The sequence below is a fragment of the Halorubrum xinjiangense genome, assembly GCF_049604745.1.
Taxonomy (GTDB): domain Archaea; phylum Halobacteriota; class Halobacteria; order Halobacteriales; family Haloferacaceae; genus Halorubrum; species Halorubrum xinjiangense_A.
Genome location: NZ_CP187140.1, coordinates 297,722 through 313,017, shown reverse-complemented (window position 1 = coordinate 313,017; position 15,296 = coordinate 297,722). Strand labels below are relative to the sequence as shown.

Sequence of the window (15,296 nt, the reverse complement as noted above, 5' to 3'; positions counted from 1 at the left end):
GGGTATCGTTCGCGGGGTGCGGGATTAAACCCCGGTTAGATCGCGTCGTAGTCCTCGCGGAACGTCTCCAGCGTGGCCGCGAGCACACCGATCACGATGGGGCCGACGAAGAGGCCGGTGAACCCGACCGAGTAGATGCCGCCGAACACGCCGAGGAGGATGATCGCCGGGTTCAGGTGCGCCTGCTGGTCGATGACGAGCGGCCGTGCGTAGTTGTCCACCATCGCGATCACCGCGACGCCGTAGACGGCGAGGAAGATCCCGGCGGTTACTTGGTCGACGATCACGAGGTACGCGGCCGCCGGGCCCCACACGAAGAAGGCGCCGATGAGGGGTAACAGCGCCAACACCGCCATCACGAACGTCCAGAACACCACGTTCGGGATCCCGGCGGCCCACAGCCCGATCCCGGCGACCAGCGCTTGGAGGAGCGCGACGGAGATGTGGCCGATGACGACGCCACGGGTCATCACGTTCACACGGTCGACGAGGTCCGCGGTCACGTCGGACGGCAGCGGGCTCGTCGCCCGGATCCACTTGACGAACGCCGGGCCGTCGATGAGCGTGTAGTACACCAAGAACAGCGCGAGCGACAGCCCGACCGACGCGCGGATGGCCGTGTTCAACACGCCGCTGAACCCGCCGAACAGCGTCTGGACGAGGAGCTCACCGATCGTTTGGAGGAGGTCGCCGACCTCCGGGTCCTGTCCCGTGAGCGCCGCGATCTCGGCCTCGATGGCGGCGACGTCTATCCCCGTTTCGCCGGCCGCGATCGCGGTGAGGTCGCGGACGAACACCCAGGTGATGTACGCGAGCGGGAGGATGACGGCGACGATCGACGAGAGGATGAGGATCAGCGCCGACAGCATCTGGCCGAACCGGTTCGAGACGCGCTTCCGGAGCCAGCTGGTGAGCCGGCGGTGGAACGGGTAGAGGATGAAGGCGAGAATCGCGGAGGCGATCACGTACTCGACGAACGGGAGGATGACGAAGAGGGTCAAGAGCGCGACCGACCCCATGAGGAGCAGCAGGAACGATTGCCCGCGGTTCATACGCCCCCGTGTCCCCGGCGGGGTATAAACGTGGTCGGCGAGCGGTCGCGACCGCCGAGCCGCGCGGAACCGGCGTCAGAAGGGAGCAGAGAAGGGATTAGAGATGGGAGCAGAGAAAGAAGCAGAGAACCGGCGATTCGACCGCGCTCAGGCGCTCGCCTCGTCCTCGTCGAGGCCGGGCGCGGTCGCGGCGTCGACCTCGTCCGGCTCCTCCGTGTCGCCGCCGACGACCGTCTCCCCGTCGTCGGTCTCGACGTACACGTCGTCGGCGAAGCCGGCCAGCGCGTTCTCGTACTCGGGCTCGTCGAGCTTCTTGGGCGTCTCCGGCGCCTCGACGACCCCCGCCGGCGGGCGGAACTCGCCGAGCGGGTCGTCGATCGTGATGCCGTACCGGGTGAAGAACGACTCGTACCGGCGGTAGTGTTCCTCGAGCTCGTCGCCCGGGATCTCCATCATCTCCGTCCAGCCATGGTTGAAGAAGTCGAAGTTCGCCTGGACGTGGGTGATCTCGCGGGCCTCGGCCTCCGGGAAGCCGGCCTCCAAGGCGGCGACGTACGCGTCCATCGTCGCGTCGAAGAAGCTGTCGAGGTGGTCGCGGCGCTCCTCGCGGCGCCCCTCGTCGGCCTTGTTGAGGAAGATGCTCGTGTGGAGATCGACGAGCTTGTCGTTGGCGACGTCGCCGACCACCGGCGTGGTCAGCGCCTTCTTGGCGGCCCAGTGGCGGATGTTCTGCCGGATTTTCATACGCGTCGTTGGGTCGGGACGCTCTTGAATGTGTGGCGTCGCGGCCGCGGCGCCCGTCAGCGGGACCGCGATGCCCGCCCGTACTCCCGCCGCGGCCGTGTGCGAGCCCGACCCCGCCGCGGAACTGTTATTGCGCTCACCGAACAATATTGGGGTAGACATGGCATCGAAGGAGGCGGACGACGACTGGGCGGGACAGGTGGAGGCACAGCGGGAGGCGAAAATCGAGCAGTTCCGCGAGTCGGCCCGGTCGCCGCTACCGGCGTCGATGCGGGGCGACGCGTTCCCGGGGCTGGCGTACTTCGATCCGGACCCGGCGTACCGGTTCGTCCTCCCGCTTCACGAACACGACGAGAAGGAGACCGTCACCGTCGAGACGACCGCGGACGGCGAGCAGACGTACCGCCGCTGGGGGGAGCTCCGCTTCGAGGTCGACGGCGAGTCGGCGACGCTCCAAGCGTACCGGCCGGCCGACGGCGCCGACCGCTTCTGGGTGCCGTTCCGCGACGCGACCAGCGGCGAGGCGACGTACGGCGCGGGCCGCTACCTTGACTTGGAGCCCGACCGTGACCGCGTCGACGGCGAGTGGATCGTAGACTTCAATCTGGCGTACAACCCGACCTGCGCGTACAACCACGCGTACGAGTGCCCGCTCGTCCCCACGGAGAACTGGCTCGACGTCGCCGTCGAGGCGGGCGAGAAGGACTTCCCCGGGGAGCCCGCCGGCGGAGATCACTGATCGGGCGGGCGCGGATCACTAATCTGGCGGGCGCGGATCACTAACCTGGCGGGAGAGATCCGTCGCAGAAGGCGGAGCGGAACCCGCTCAGCGCCTCGATGTGGGAGGTTCTCACGCCTCCAGACGCGGATGACAACCCACATTAACCATGAATCCGAACGGCCGGCTATGAGCGATTCGTACGTGATCATCGGTGACGGTATCGCGGGCGCGTCCGCGGCCGAGACGCTGCGCGATGAAGCGCCCGACGCCGAGATCACGGTTCTCACGGACGAGGGTGAGTCCCTCTACAACCGGATCCTGATCAAGGAGTACGCGAAGGGGAAGCTCCCCGAGGCCCCGATTTCGATCCACCAGGAGGACTGGTACGACGACCACGACGTGGACCTCCGCCTCAACACGGTCGTCGTCGACATCGACTTCGACGAGGACGCGGTCCACACCCACGAGGGCGAGACGTTCGAGTACGACAGCCTCCTGCTCGCGATCGGCGGCACCCCCCAGCAGCTCCCGGTCGGGAACGCCGACGCCGACGGGATCCACCACTTCTGGACGTTCCAGGACGCCCGCCGGATCAAAGAGAGCGTCGAGGGCGCGGAGAAGGGCGTCATCGTCGGCGCCGGACTGCTCGGCATCGACTTCGCGGCCATCTGCGGCGCGCAGGACGTCGAGGCGAAGTACCTGATGCGCGGCGACAACTGGTGGCGCTACGCGCTCTCGGAGGAGGGCGCGGAGATCATGCACGAGGCGATGCGCGAGCGCGGCGTCGAGCCCGTCTTCGGCTCCGGCGTGGACCACTTCGAGGTCGACGACGACGGCCACGTCGAGGCCGCAGTCGACCCGAACGGCGAGCGCTACGAGTGCGACTTCGCGGGCGTCGCCATCGGGCTGAACTTCAACACCGAGCTCGTCGAGGACACGCCGCTGGAGCTCGACGACGGCATCGTCGTCGACGAGTTCATGCGCACCAACGTCGACAACGTGTACGCCGCGGGCGACATCACCACGTTCAACGACCTCATCCTCGGCGAGCGCGCGAAGAACGGCTCGTGGGGCTCGGCCAAAGAGCAGGGAACGATCGCGGCCCGCAACATGGTCGAGTACGGCAGCGAGGAGTTCAAGTGGGTCTCCTCGTACTCGATCACGCACTTCGACTTCCCGTTCCTCTCGTTCGGCCACCCGACGCTCGGCGACGAGTCGGTCGAGGCGACCACCGCCGAGGGCGAGTGGCGCCGCGTCGCGTTGAAGGACGGCAAGGTGGTCGGCGGCGTGCTCATCGGTGACCTCTCGCCGCAGTCCGCGTTCAAACAGCTGATGCGCGAGGGCCGCGACGTGAGCGACCAGACGGACCGACTCATGGAGCCCGGCTTCTCGGTCGACGACCTGGCGGCCCCGACCGAGCAGTAACGCGCCGACCCCGCCCCCGTATCGGCGAGCGCCGACCGCGGTGACGGAGTCTCTGCGAGCGACGTGTCAAGGTGCTTTTCACGGTCGACACGCTACTTCCTTTATATGTCACCCGGATCGCAACGGCCTCCGGACGGCTTCTTCGCCTCCTTCGTCGAGGGGTGCTCCGATCCGGTCGTCTCCGTCGACGGGGAGGGAACGGTCGTCTACGCGAACCCCGCCACGGAGGCGGTTCTCGGGTACGACCCCGCGGACCTCCGCGGCCGCGAGCTCGCCTCACTCGTCGCCGCGGAGGCGGCGGACGGACGCGCCCGCTCGGTCCGCGAGCGGTTCACACGGGCCGAGGGACTCGACGACGGCGGGAGCTTCTCCGTTCCGCTCCGACACGCGGACGGCCACACCGTGACCTTCTCCGTCCGATTCCACGAACACGCAACCGGAGACGAGCGCGGAAGCGACGGACGCGACGGCGTTCCCGAGGCGTCGACGGAGGACTGCGACGCCGTCTACACGGGGATCTTCCGCGACGGCGTCGAAGAGGTCGGTGGAGAGACGTTGGAGACGTTCCGCAACCTGGTCGAACACGCCGGCCACGCCATCTACGTCACCGACACCGACGGAACGATCGAGTACGTCAACCCGGCGTTCACCGACCACACCGGCTACGAGCCGGAGGAGGTCTTAGGCGAGACCCCGAGAATACTCAACTCCGGCGAGATGCCGGACGAGTACTTCGACTCGCTGTGGTCGACCCTGCTGAACGGCGAGGTGTGGGAGGAGGAAATAATCGACCGGCGGCGAGATGGCGAGCCGTACCACGCCCACCAGACGATCGCGCCCGTCGTCGACGACGGCGGCGAGGTGTCCCGCTTCGTCGCGATCCAGACGGACGTCACGGAACGGAAGGCGGCGATGGGCCAGCTGAAACAGTACCGGGACATCGTCGAGCGGCTCGACGACCCCGTCCTCCTCCAGAACCGCGACGGGGAGTTCGAGCTGGTTAACGAGGCCGTAAGCGAGTTCGCGGGCATCGACCGCGAGGCGCTGTACGGCACCGACGAGTTCGCGTTCATGGACGCGGAGACGGCGGCCGAGGTCGACGAGCGCCGGCGAAGCGTGCTCGACGCCGAGGAGATGGCCGAGTACGAGGTCTCACCGACGTTTCCGGAAAGCGAACGGGAAGCGACGTTCAGCACGCAGCGGTACCCCTACTACGACGCCGACGGCGACTTGGCCGGCACCTTCGCCATCTGTCGGAACGTCACCGATCGCAAGGAGCGCGAACGGGACCTGGAGCGGTACAAACGCGCGATCAACGGCGCGACGGACCTCATCGCTGCGGTCGACCGCGACGGGCGACTCCTGTTCGCGAACCCGCAGTACCGCGAGTACCACGGGCTCGGCGACCGCGACGTGACGGACCTGACGTTGGCCGACGTCGTCCCGGCGGACAGCTACGAGGATGTCGAGCGACAGGTGGAGCGTGCGCTCCGCGGGAGGCGGGTGGAGTACCGGACGACGCGGACGCACCCGACCCGCGGCAGGCGGACGTTCGACGTTCGGTACTACCCGCTCGGAAGCCCCGTCGACGGGGAGCCCGCCGGGGTCGTCGGCGTGCTTCGGGACGTGACCGACAGCGAACATCGCGCTCGACAGCTCCGGGTCGTCGACCGCGTCCTCCAGCACAACCTCCGGAACGCGCTGACGGTCGTCCGGGGACGGGCGGAACAGATCGTGGCGGGCGCCGCCGACGCCGCGGACGCGGCCGAGTACATCGTCTCTCGGGCCGACGCGCTCTTAGAGACGAGCGAGAAGGCCCACCACATCACCGAGATACTGAGCGACGCGCCGGAGACCGAACCCGTCGACGTGGGGCGCGTCGCCCGACAGGTGGTCGAGGCGCGGACGGCGGAGTTCCCGCACGCGACGATCGAGGCGGCGGCGCCGGACGACGGCGTCGCGACGGCGTCCGCGACGACCTGGCTCTCCCGGGCGATAGACGAGCTGGTCCGGAACGCCGTCGAACACCACGATCGAGACCGACCGACGGTCGCGGTGTCGGTCGAGGCCCGACCCGACGCGATCGAGGTCCGCGTCGAGGACGACGGGCCGGGGCTGACCGGCATGAACCGAGACGTCCTGGTCGACGGGACGGCGGTCGACGCGCTGTACCACGGCAGCGGCCTCGGGCTGTGGCTCGTCTACTGGGTCGTCCAGCAGTCGGGCGGCGCCGCGGCGGTCGGGAACGCGGAGCCCCGCGGCACCGTCGTGACGCTCACCTTCCCCCGATCCGACGCCTGAAACGCCCCTCGCGTTTGCGGGGCGAGCGAACCGAACCGGAGCGACGCCCGCCGCGAAACGCTTATGATTAATCGTGGTATACGATAACACATGTCACTTAGAGACACCGGGCGACGGCTGCGGCTCCGACGCACCGGCCGCGTTCCGCCGGACGCGCGGGTTCGCCACTACGACGAACTGGACGACGACGAGCAGGGGATCGTCAGGGAGCTGGCGGACGTGCCGTGGACGGCGCCGGAGACCGGCGACCTCGCCGATGGCGACGTGGTGAAGTTCACCGACTACTACCTAGTTCGGTCGCGGTGAGAGCGGGCGCGGCGCGGGAAGCGGTCACGCCAGAGGCCGCAACCGCGCGACGGTGAGCGATCGCGCGACGGTGAGCAGCCGCGGGCGCGGCCGCCCGGAAGCGAAGTTGTTTTCGCCGGTCGGGGGCAAGCGGGTCGCATGGACAGCGGCGGATCTACAGACATGACGCTGGCGTTCGAGTTGGAGGCGCTGAAAGCGCTCGCGGACCCCAACGCGGTGTTCAACAACGCCCGGCAGTGGACCGAGTACGTCGGGGTCGTCAGCGAGAAGCCCACCTACGTCGTCACGAACTTCACGCGGAAACACCGCGTGCGACAGGACTTCTTCTCCGGCCCGCGCGGCGTCGAGGAGAGCTTAGAGAACATCAGCGGGCAGTTCGACACGGACCGCCACGTCTTCGTGGGGGTCGACGACGAGGACGAGGCGCTCGCCGAGGCGACCGGCTGGGAGTTCCTCCACGTCGAGGACGCGGCCGAAGCGGCCGGATGGACGCTCGCGACCGGCGAGTCGGCAGAGGAGGCGCCAGAGGAGCAGACCAGAGACGACTGGCCCTGAGCCGCGGTCGGAACGAGATTTCGGCGAGGTTGGCGGCCGTCGGCGTCGACGGACTCGACCGCGGCGCCCGCGACCGGGAGGTGTTTTGACGAGGGCGACGAACGCGAACTCATGACCGATACCGACGAGGCCGGCGACCACAGTCACCAGCACGACCACGACGACGAAGGTCACCAGCACGACCACGACGAAGACTCCGATCACGGCCACCAGCACGACCACGACGAAGACTCCGATCACGGCCACCAGCACGACCACGACGAAGACTCCGATCACGGCCACCAGCACGACCACGACGAAGACTCCGATCACGGCCACCAGCACGACCACGACGAAGACTCCGATCACGGCCACCAGCACGACCACGACGAAGACTCCGACCACGACCACCATCACCACGACGTCGACTCGGTCGCGGCCGCGGTCGTCACGGTGTCCTCGTCGCGTGGCTCGGACGAGGACCCGGCCGGCGACTACATCGAGGGCGCGTTCGAGGAGGCGGGCCACGAGGTCGTCGTCCGCGAGCTAATCGGCGACGACTACGACAGCGTCCAGGGAACCGTCGACCGCCTCGCCCGCCGGAAGGACACCGACGTCGTGGTGACCACGGGCGGGACCGGAGTCACGCCGGACGACGTCACGCCCGAAGCCGTCCGGGGGCTGCTCACGAAGCGACTCCCCGGGTTCGGCGAGCTGTTCCGGCGGCTCTCCTACGAGGAGGTCGGCACGCGGACCATCGGGTCGCGCGCGACCGCCGGGGTCGCCTCCGCCACGCCGGTGTTCTGTCTGCCGGGCTCGGAGAACGCGGTCCGACTCGGGGTCAACGAGATCATTCTCCCCGAGGTCGGCCACCTCTCAGGACTCGCGGCCCGAGGGCTCGACGACGAGGAAGGAGGCGAGGACGGGCCGATCGACGGCGGCGACGAAGCGGCCGACGACGGCGAGGCCGTTGCCGACGGCGAGGACGAAGCGGTCGACGACGAATAGAACGAGAAGGCCTGATCCGCCGGCGCCTCAGACCCCGGTGAGGAAGTTCCGGACGAGGTCGTGGCCCGACCCGGTCAACACGCTCTCCGGGTGGAACTGGACCGCCTCGATCGGGTGGTCGCGGTGGCGGATCCCCATCACGATCGACTCGCCGTCGTGGTCGGTGGTGGCCGTCACCGCGAACGCGTCCGGCACCTCGGTGGCCGCGAGCGAGTGGTAGCGGCCGGCCCGGAACCCCTGGTCGAGCCCGCGAAACACGCCTTCGCCGTCGTGCTCGACGGGGAACGCCTTGCCGTGGACCGGTTCGGGGGCGTGCCCGACGGAGCCGCCGTATTCGTAGACGGCGGCCTCCAGGCCGAGACACACGCCGAGCGTCGGCACCGTCGGCGAGAGCTCGCGTAACACGGACATCGTCACGCCCACGTCGCGCTCGTTCTTCGGGTGGCCCGGGCCCGGACTGACGATCACCGCGTCCGGCTCCGCGGCCTCGATCTCCGCGAGCGAGGCGGTGTTTTTGAACACCTCGACCGCGACCGGCTCCCCGTCGACCGTCTGGTCTGAGACGTACTCGACGAGGTTGTAGGTGAACGAGTCGAAGTTGTCGACGACGACGACCTTCATCGCTCGGCCTCCGTGCCGGTGGCGAGCGGGTCGGCTGCGTCGCCCTCTCGCTTGCCGTCCTCCCGCTCGTCGCCCTCGCGAATTCGGTCGATCGCGGTCAACACGCCGTCCATCTTCTGTTCGGTCTCCTCGTACTCCGCGGCCGGGTCGGAGTCCGCGACGAGGCCCGCGCCGGCGCGCACGCCGACGACCGACTCCTCGCCGGACTCGTCGAGGGTCGCGGTCCGGATCACGATCGCGAAGTCGGCGTCGCCGGTCCACGAGTAGTAGCCGACGCCGCCGCCGTACGCCTCCCGCGGCGTCGTCTCGAGGTCGTCGATGATCTCCATCGCGCGCACCTTCGGCGCGCCGGTGAGCGTCCCCGCGGGGAACGTCGCGCGCGTCGCGTCGAACGCGTCCGCGTCGGCCGCGAGCGTCCCCGTCACGGTCGACTCGATGTGCTGGACGTGGCTGTACTTCACCACGTTCATGAACTCCTCGACGCGGACGGAGCCGGGCTCCGAGACGCGCCGCACGTCGTTGCGCGCGAGATCGACTAACATTGTGTGCTCGGCGCGCTCCTTGCCGTCTGCGAGCATCTCGCCCGCGAGCCGGCGGTCCTCGACCGGGCTCGTCCCGCGCGGGCAGGTGCCGGCGATGGGGTTCGAGACGACGCGGTCGCCTTTCACCGACACGAGCGTCTCCGGGCTGGCGCCGACGACGCTCCGGTCGTCGTGGCGCAGCACGTACATGTACGGCGAGGGGTTCACGTCGCGGAGCGCCGCGTACAGCCCCAGCGAGTCGACCTCGCCGCGGAGCTCGCGGCTGCGCGAGATCACGCCCTGATAAATGTCGCCGTCGAGGACGTGCCGCTTGGCGGTCCGAACGGCCTCCTCGTACTCCTCGCGCGGGTCGGCGGACTCCTCGCGCACGTGGACTCCGTCCGGGTCGGGCGGCGACGCGGCCGCCAGTTCGGCCGCGACGCGCTCGGCCTCCGCGACGAGGTCGTCGTAGACCTCGGCGGGGTCGTCGTCGACGCCGATCACCGGGGTGAAGACGAGTTCGGCGCCGCCCTCCTTCTCGTCGAAGACGACGGTCCGCGTCGTGAGCGCGAACTCGGCGTCCGGGAACTCCGTCTCGGGTCGGTCGACGCCGACCTCCTCCAGCCAGAGGTCGTAGACGGCCTCGTACGCGAGGAAGCCGACGAACCCCCCAGAAAGGATCTGCCGATCCGTGTCGGGGAAGCCGCGGAGGCTCACGTCGGGGAACGCCGCGCGGACGCGGTCGACCGCGTCGCCGGCGTCGGGGCCGAGGTCGCCCTCGACGTCCGGGTCGCCGGCCGATCCCTCCCCGCCCGCGCTCTCGCCGACGAACTCGGCGGCGGGCCCGAGTTCGGTCACCTCGGTGCGGTCCGGGTGGACCGAGACGATCGCCTCGGGGTCGTAGCCGACGAACGAGTATCGGGCGTGCCTGTCCGCCTTCCCGCCCGACGTGAACGCGCCGTCGGGGTCGCTGGAGGCGACCTTCTCCCCCGACTCGAGGAGGAAGCCGTACGGCCCCTCGCCGACGAGGGTCGCGTACGCGCCGAGTGGGGTGACGTCGGCGTCGAGCGAGGCCGACGCGCGGACGACGACGGGCTTCTCGGCGTCGGCCGCGAGCTCGACGAACTCGACCTTTGAGCGGTCGAGCGAGGGGCTGCCCGTCGACGCCTCGGCGGCGTCGTGCGCGCTGTCGTCGCCGGGCGCTCCGTCGTCGCTCATGCCAGCTCCATCTCCCGGCCCGCGTTGGCGACGAAGCGGGCGACCGCGTTGTGGTCCTTCCGCCCGCCCTCGATCTCGACGCCGGAGGCGACGTCGACCGCGAAGGGGTCGGCGACCCTGACCGCCTCGGCGACGTTGTCGGCCGTGAGCCCGCCCGCCAGCACGACGGGGGTGGTGAGTCGCTCGGCGAGCTCGCCGGTCGCGCGCCAGTCGTGCGTCTCGCCGGTGCCGCCCGCGCCGGAGTCGTCGGTGGAGTCGACGACCAGGGCGTCGACCGCGCCGTCGAGCTCCTCGGCGCGGGTTGGGTCGTCGGCGTCGACGGTGAGCAGCACCCGGCGCTCAGTTTCGGCCCGAATGTACCGGAGTTCGTCGACGGTCCACTCGCCGTGAAGCTGGATCGCGTCGGGCGCGACCGTGCGGGCGAGATCAGTCGCGCGCTCGGCGGAGTCGGGCATCGTCACGAGCGTCGCGGTAACGAAGGGAGGGACATCTGCGAGCAGTTCGGCGGCCTTTGCCGGGTCGACCTCGCGCGGCGAGTCGACCGGCACCTCGGTGATGACGCCGACCGCGTCGGCGCCCGCGTCGACCGCGGCGCGCAGGTCGGCCTCGCTGGTGATCCCGCAGATCTTCACCCGCGCCATCAGTCGTCGTCCTCCGCGGTCGCGGTCTCGACGCTGTCACCGGCGGAGTCGCCGTCGCCGCACAGCGCCGCGAACTTCTCCGCGGCCGCGCCGGAGTCGATCGCCTCGGCGGCGCGCTCGACGCCCGCTTCGAGCGTGTCGGCCTCGCCGGCGACGTAGATCGCGGCGCCCGCGTTCGCTAAGATTAGGTCGCGTTTCGGGCCCGTCACGGAGCCGTCGACGATCCCGCGAAGGTCCGTCGCGTTCTCTTCGGGCGTGCCGCCCGAGACGTCCTCGATCGGCGCACGGTCGAGCCCGAGGTCCTCGGGTGAGATGGTGAACTCCGTCACGTCCTCGCCGTCGACCTCGGCGGCGACCGTCTCGTCGTGAATCCCGATCTCGTCCATGCCGGCGCCGTGGACGACGAGGGCGCGCTCGACGGGCATGTGCGCGAGCGACCGCGCGATGACGGGCACGAGGTCGGGGTCGTAGACGCCGAGCACCTGCGCGTCGGCGCCCGCCGGGTTGGTGAGCGGGCCGAGGACGTTGAAGATCGTCCGCATCCCGAGCTCCTTCCGCGGGCCGATGACGGCCTTCATCGCCGGGTGGAAGACGGGCGCGAGCATGAAGCCGATGCCGTCCGCCTCGATCGCGTCCTCGACGGCCGGCGGCTCGGCCTCGACATCGGCGCCCGCGACCTCCAGCACGTCCGCGCTGCCCGACGAGGAGGAGACCGAGTAGTTGCCGTGCTTGGCGATCGGCACGCCTGCGCCCGCGGCGACGATGGCCGCGGTCGTCGACACGTTGATCGTGTCGTAGTCGTCGCCGCCGGTGCCGCAGGTGTCGACGAGCGGCTCGCGGTCGGGCTCGATCGTGCGCGCTGCGTCGCGCATCCCCTGTGCGAACCCGGCGATCTCGGCCTCCGTCTCGCCCTTCGTGCGGAGCGCGGCGAGCAGCGCCCCGATCTGGGCCTCCGTCGCCTCCTCGAACACGAGTCGCGCGGCCTCGCGCGCCTCCTCGACAGTGAGATCCGTCCCGTCCGTCACGCGCTCGACCGTGTCGTTGAGATTCATTGTGTCCACCGATGTAGTATTCCGCGTTGTGATGTACAAGTATGTACACTAATTTAACGCTGTCGCCGCATCGCGGATCGGTACCGCGCGGCGAGAACACTAGTGAACGGCGTGGACGGGGGAGAAAACCCCGCGGGCGGCAGCGCCGACTGGCTCCCTACTCCGCGTCGAGCGCGGTCGACCCGTCGGCCTCGACGACGACGACGGGAACCTCGGCGTCGCCGACGACCGTGTCGGTGGTGGAGCCGAAGACGAAGCGGCCGACGGTCCCGGTCGTCGGCGCGCCAACGACGACCAGGTCGTAGTACGCCGACTGCTCGACGACCGCGCCCGCCGCGGTCCGGTCCTCGACGAGCCACCGGTCCGCGCGGTCGAACCCGGCGAGCCGGTCCTCGGCCGCGTCGAGGAGCCGCTCTCCGGCCGCCGCGTAGTCGGTGGCGTCCGGGTCGCCCGCGTCGACGGCGGTCCCGGAGGCGTCCTCGTCGGGTCCGGCGTCGGCCAGCGCCGCGTCCGAGGGGACGACGTGGAACAGTTCGAGCCACGCCTCGGTCGCGTCCGCGATCTCGCGCGCGACGTCGACGGTCGCCCCCGAGTGCGGACCGGGACCGACGGCGACGAGGACCGAGGAGACGCGGTCGGGGCGCTCCGCGCGGTCGGCACCGTTCAGCGACACGTCGGCGACGGTCGGCACCTCGGCCGCGTCGTCGACGGCGGGCCGGATCACGGTGTCACCGACCGCGGGCGCGCCCGCGTGACCGGCGCCCCCGGCCGAACCGCCCGACTCGCCGCGGGCGCCGCCGTTTCGCGTCCCGCCCTCTCGGGCGTTTCCGCCGTCGGCGTCGCTCCTGTTCATACGTGAACGTCTGACGCTCGTCAGATAAATCCCGTTGGTTCCCGGCTCGTGACCGGTTCCGGACGGCGCGCCGTGAGGAGGAGCGGGGCGCCGGATCCGGGGTCCGAAGCGCGTTACTCCCGGAAGAACTCGTCGCGCTCGAACGGCTCGTCTTCGCCCTCGACCGCGAGCACGTCGAGCGCGGTCACCTCGGCGCCGACGCCGAGCAGGCCGGCAAGGCTCGGCTCGGTCCGGCCCTCGTCGCTCGAAATGAGCTCCTTGATGTAGAGACCGCCCTCGCCGCGGATCTCAACAGTCGCGTGGCGCGGGTCGTCGAGTTCGGCGGTCGCCTCGTACACGTCGCGCTCGCGGGTGATGCTCGCGCGGCGGTGGTCGACCCGGTTGGGCGTGTACTGCTCGACGGTGGCTCCCTCCAGTTCGGCGACCGCCTCGGCGAGCGCGTCGGCGTCGACGTCTGCGTCGAAGGTCACCTGTGCCCGGTAGCGCTTGGCGGCGTCGTGTTCCTTCACGCGTTCGACCATGTCGTAGGTCGCGAGCCGGAGGCCCTCGACCTCGACCGCGCCGTCGGCGAAGGCGTTGATGTCCGACTGGAGGCGGTCGGTGTCGACCCGGCGCCGGCGCGGCTCCTCGACCTCGATCACGAACGGGCGTCCGGTGCCGAGCATGAGCGCGTCGACGTCCTCGCGGCCCGCGCCGTGGAACGTCGCCTCCGTGCCGTCCATCACGTCCTCGACGACCGGCGCGGTGTACTCCTCGACGCTGTCGTCGTAGAGGTAGCCGGAGCCGCCGCAGTGGTCGCAGGGGTCCGCGCCCTGTCGCCCGGAGCCCTTGCACTCGCGGCAGGGCCATTCGGTTTGGGGAATGTCGCGCTCCAATTTTTTGTACCGGCCGTAGACGAACGTGGAGTTCACCTTGGCGTCGACCTCGTCGTCGGCTAGGTCGATCGTGAACTGGACGTCCGGGCGGTCGAAGGAGACCTCGGTGTCCGTCAGCCGTCCGAACCGCTTGCCGACCTCGCGGTTGAACTCCGACTTGAACGGCTCGCCGGCGTCCTCGTCGAGACCGACGTCCGCGCGGAGCAGCGCCTCGTTCTCCTCGATCAGCGGCGGCGGGCGCGTGCCGACGTTGTAGGTGGCGAACTCGATCCCTTCTACCGCCTCGGCGGCGCGCTCGGCCCACGCGTCGAACTCGGCGCAGCGCCCCTCGCACACCCAGCAGTCCGCGACATCGACCGGCTCGTGGTCCTCGTCGTCGCGCAGCGCGAGCGACACCCGGAGCGCCGAGCCGCGGTCGGCGTTCGACAGCCCGAAGCTCCGGTCGGCGACGAGCCGGCCGAGACAGGCGTCGCACACCGGCCCGGTCTCGGTCGCGCGCGCCGCGACGTCGAGTACGTCCATACGCCCTCAAACGCGGCGCGTGGTAACTGTCTTACTACTCGACAGAGGTACCGCAGTCGGATCGTTCAATGTCGCCCGCGCGGAGGGGATCCGTATGGGAACGCCACTCGACTCGCGAGAGGAGCAGGTCGCCGAGGTCCTCGACCGGCTGTATGAGGAGTACCCCGACTCGACCATCTCGCTCAACTACTCGAACCGCCTGGAGCTGCTCATCGCCGTGATCCTCTCGGCGCAGTGCACGGACGAGCGCGTGAACAAGGTGTGTGCCGACCTGTTCGAAACGTATCACGGTCCCGAAGAGTACGCGAACGCGTCTCAGGAGGAGCTGGCGGAGGCGATCAACTCAATCACCTACTACAACAACAAGGCGAAGTACATCCGCTCCGCGTGTTCGGACATCGTCGAGGAACACGACGGCGAGGTGCCGGACACGATGTCGGAGCTGACGGACCTCGCGGGCGTCGGCCGCAAGACCGCGAACGTCGTTCTCCAGCACGGCCACGACGTGGTTGAGGGCATCGTCGTCGACACCCACGTTCAGCGGCTCACGCGCCGGCTTGCGATTACGGAGGAAGAGCGCCCGGAGGCGATCGAGCAGGACCTGTTGGAGATCGTCCCCGAGAGCGACTGGCAGCAGTTCACGCACCTCATGATCGACCACGGCCGCGCGACCTGTACCGCGATCAACCCCGACTGCGCCGACTGCGCGCTCGCCGACGTCTGCCCCTCCGAGAAGGGAGACGGCGACGTCGACCTCGCGAGCGGCGAAGCGTGGTAGGCGAGGGGAACGGCAAGATGCCGATGACGTTCGGCGGGTAGTATTTAAAGACCCCGCGGATGCGGGGACCCGGCGGAATTCGTCCCGCCGAGGGGGAACCCGCTTTCCGCTTTATATGGGTATC

15 protein-coding genes are annotated in these 15,296 nt (G+C 69.7%); 7 read left to right on the top strand and 8 right to left on the bottom strand.

Annotated features, from left to right (window positions below; genetic code table 11):
• Positions 1–35: 35 nt before the first annotated feature.
• Together ACOZ35_RS02460 and ACOZ35_RS02455 are read right to left on the bottom strand one after the other, a co-directional pair.
• Positions 36–1,052 (bottom strand): AI-2E family transporter, encoded by a 1,017-nt coding sequence (locus ACOZ35_RS02460; RefSeq protein ID WP_004596174.1) that lies wholly within the window; start codon positions 1,050–1,052, stop codon positions 36–38.
• 147 nt (positions 1,053–1,199) lie between these two features.
• Positions 1,200–1,796: a DUF6149 family protein gene (locus ACOZ35_RS02455; protein ID WP_424014902.1), complete on the bottom strand. Its 597-nt coding sequence runs from the start codon at positions 1,794–1,796 to the stop codon at positions 1,200–1,202.
• 160 nt (positions 1,797–1,956) lie between these two features.
• Here ACOZ35_RS02455 and ACOZ35_RS02450 point away from each other — a divergent pair, with 160 nt between their 5' ends.
• From ACOZ35_RS02450 to ACOZ35_RS02425, 6 genes are all read left to right on the top strand, one after another.
• Positions 1,957–2,535, top strand: coding sequence for a DUF1684 domain-containing protein (locus ACOZ35_RS02450; RefSeq protein WP_424014901.1), 579 nt, complete (start codon positions 1,957–1,959; stop codon positions 2,533–2,535).
• A gap of 168 nt (positions 2,536–2,703) precedes the next feature.
• Positions 2,704–3,942: an NAD(P)/FAD-dependent oxidoreductase gene (locus ACOZ35_RS02445; RefSeq protein ID WP_424014900.1), complete on the top strand. Its 1,239-nt coding sequence runs from the start codon at positions 2,704–2,706 to the stop codon at positions 3,940–3,942.
• A gap of 105 nt (positions 3,943–4,047) precedes the next feature.
• Positions 4,048–6,243, top strand: a complete 2,196-nt coding sequence (locus ACOZ35_RS02440) for a PAS domain S-box protein (RefSeq protein ID WP_424014899.1) — start codon at positions 4,048–4,050, stop codon at positions 6,241–6,243.
• 90 nt (positions 6,244–6,333) lie between these two features.
• Positions 6,334–6,549 carry a hypothetical protein gene (locus ACOZ35_RS02435; protein WP_424014898.1) on the top strand — a complete coding sequence of 72 codons (216 nt, stop codon included), beginning with the start codon at positions 6,334–6,336 and terminating at the stop codon, positions 6,547–6,549.
• Between the two features lie 138 nt (positions 6,550–6,687).
• Positions 6,688–7,104 carry a DUF7124 domain-containing protein gene (locus ACOZ35_RS02430; RefSeq protein ID WP_424014897.1) on the top strand — a complete coding sequence of 139 codons (417 nt, stop codon included), beginning with the start codon at positions 6,688–6,690 and terminating at the stop codon, positions 7,102–7,104.
• Between the two features lie 111 nt (positions 7,105–7,215).
• Positions 7,216–8,091, top strand: coding sequence for a molybdenum cofactor synthesis domain-containing protein (locus ACOZ35_RS02425; protein WP_424014896.1), 876 nt, complete (start codon positions 7,216–7,218; stop codon positions 8,089–8,091).
• A 27-nt stretch (positions 8,092–8,118) separates the two neighbouring features.
• Here the strand turns inward: ACOZ35_RS02425 and trpG are convergent, their stop codons facing one another.
• From trpG to ACOZ35_RS02395, 6 genes are all read right to left on the bottom strand, one after another.
• Complete coding sequence (gene trpG, locus ACOZ35_RS02420) at positions 8,119–8,712, bottom strand: anthranilate synthase component II (protein WP_424014895.1); 594 nt, start codon at positions 8,710–8,712, stop codon at positions 8,119–8,121.
• Positions 8,709–10,451, bottom strand: coding sequence for an anthranilate synthase component I (trpE, locus tag ACOZ35_RS02415; RefSeq protein ID WP_424014894.1), 1,743 nt, complete (start codon positions 10,449–10,451; stop codon positions 8,709–8,711). The genes trpG and trpE overlap by 4 nt, the downstream gene beginning before the upstream one ends.
• Positions 10,448–11,092: a phosphoribosylanthranilate isomerase gene (locus ACOZ35_RS02410; protein WP_424014893.1), complete on the bottom strand. Its 645-nt coding sequence runs from the start codon at positions 11,090–11,092 to the stop codon at positions 10,448–10,450. Before ACOZ35_RS02410 ends, trpE begins: the two co-directional genes overlap by 4 nt.
• Entirely contained in the window at positions 11,092–12,144 is a 1,053-nt protein-coding gene (gene trpD, locus ACOZ35_RS02405) for an anthranilate phosphoribosyltransferase (RefSeq protein ID WP_424014892.1), read from the bottom strand. Before trpD ends, ACOZ35_RS02410 begins: the two co-directional genes overlap by 1 nt.
• 157 nt (positions 12,145–12,301) lie before the next feature.
• A complete protein-coding gene (locus ACOZ35_RS02400) occupies positions 12,302–12,997 on the bottom strand; it encodes a universal stress protein (RefSeq protein WP_424014891.1) in 696 nt (231 codons plus the stop codon).
• A gap of 113 nt (positions 12,998–13,110) precedes the next feature.
• Positions 13,111–14,394, bottom strand: coding sequence for a tRNA pseudouridine(54/55) synthase Pus10 (locus ACOZ35_RS02395; protein WP_424014890.1), 1,284 nt, complete (start codon positions 14,392–14,394; stop codon positions 13,111–13,113).
• 94 nt (positions 14,395–14,488) lie between these two features.
• Here ACOZ35_RS02395 and nth point away from each other — a divergent pair, with 94 nt between their 5' ends.
• Positions 14,489–15,172: an endonuclease III gene (gene nth, locus ACOZ35_RS02390; protein WP_424014889.1), complete on the top strand. Its 684-nt coding sequence runs from the start codon at positions 14,489–14,491 to the stop codon at positions 15,170–15,172.
• Positions 15,173–15,296 lie beyond the last annotated feature (124 nt).

What these genes read in the sequence shown, in the direction of transcription:
- ACOZ35_RS02425 (WP_424014896.1), top strand. Translation starts at nt 7,216, where the DNA reads ATGACCGATACCGACGAGGCCGGCGACCACAGTCACCAGCACGACCAC.
- trpD (WP_424014892.1), bottom strand. Translation starts at nt 12,144, where the DNA reads ATGAATCTCAACGACACGGTCGAGCGCGTGACGGACGGGACGGATCTC.
- ACOZ35_RS02460 (WP_004596174.1), bottom strand. Translation starts at nt 1,052, where the DNA reads ATGAACCGCGGGCAATCGTTCCTGCTGCTCCTCATGGGGTCGGTCGCG.
- ACOZ35_RS02450 (WP_424014901.1), top strand. Translation starts at nt 1,957, where the DNA reads ATGGCATCGAAGGAGGCGGACGACGACTGGGCGGGACAGGTGGAGGCA.
- trpG (WP_424014895.1), bottom strand. Translation starts at nt 8,712, where the DNA reads ATGAAGGTCGTCGTCGTCGACAACTTCGACTCGTTCACCTACAACCTC.
- ACOZ35_RS02440 (WP_424014899.1), top strand. Translation starts at nt 4,048, where the DNA reads ATGTCACCCGGATCGCAACGGCCTCCGGACGGCTTCTTCGCCTCCTTC.
- ACOZ35_RS02410 (WP_424014893.1), bottom strand. Translation starts at nt 11,092, where the DNA reads ATGGCGCGGGTGAAGATCTGCGGGATCACCAGCGAGGCCGACCTGCGC.
- trpE (WP_424014894.1), bottom strand. Translation starts at nt 10,451, where the DNA reads ATGAGCGACGACGGAGCGCCCGGCGACGACAGCGCGCACGACGCCGCC.
- ACOZ35_RS02430 (WP_424014897.1), top strand. Translation starts at nt 6,688, where the DNA reads ATGGACAGCGGCGGATCTACAGACATGACGCTGGCGTTCGAGTTGGAG.
- nth (WP_424014889.1), top strand. Translation starts at nt 14,489, where the DNA reads ATGGGAACGCCACTCGACTCGCGAGAGGAGCAGGTCGCCGAGGTCCTC.
- ACOZ35_RS02455 (WP_424014902.1), bottom strand. Translation starts at nt 1,796, where the DNA reads ATGAAAATCCGGCAGAACATCCGCCACTGGGCCGCCAAGAAGGCGCTG.
- ACOZ35_RS02445 (WP_424014900.1), top strand. Translation starts at nt 2,704, where the DNA reads ATGAGCGATTCGTACGTGATCATCGGTGACGGTATCGCGGGCGCGTCC.
- ACOZ35_RS02395 (WP_424014890.1), bottom strand. Translation starts at nt 14,394, where the DNA reads ATGGACGTACTCGACGTCGCGGCGCGCGCGACCGAGACCGGGCCGGTG.
- ACOZ35_RS02400 (WP_424014891.1), bottom strand. Translation starts at nt 12,997, where the DNA reads ATGAACAGGAGCGACGCCGACGGCGGAAACGCCCGAGAGGGCGGGACG.
- ACOZ35_RS02435 (WP_424014898.1), top strand. Translation starts at nt 6,334, where the DNA reads ATGTCACTTAGAGACACCGGGCGACGGCTGCGGCTCCGACGCACCGGC.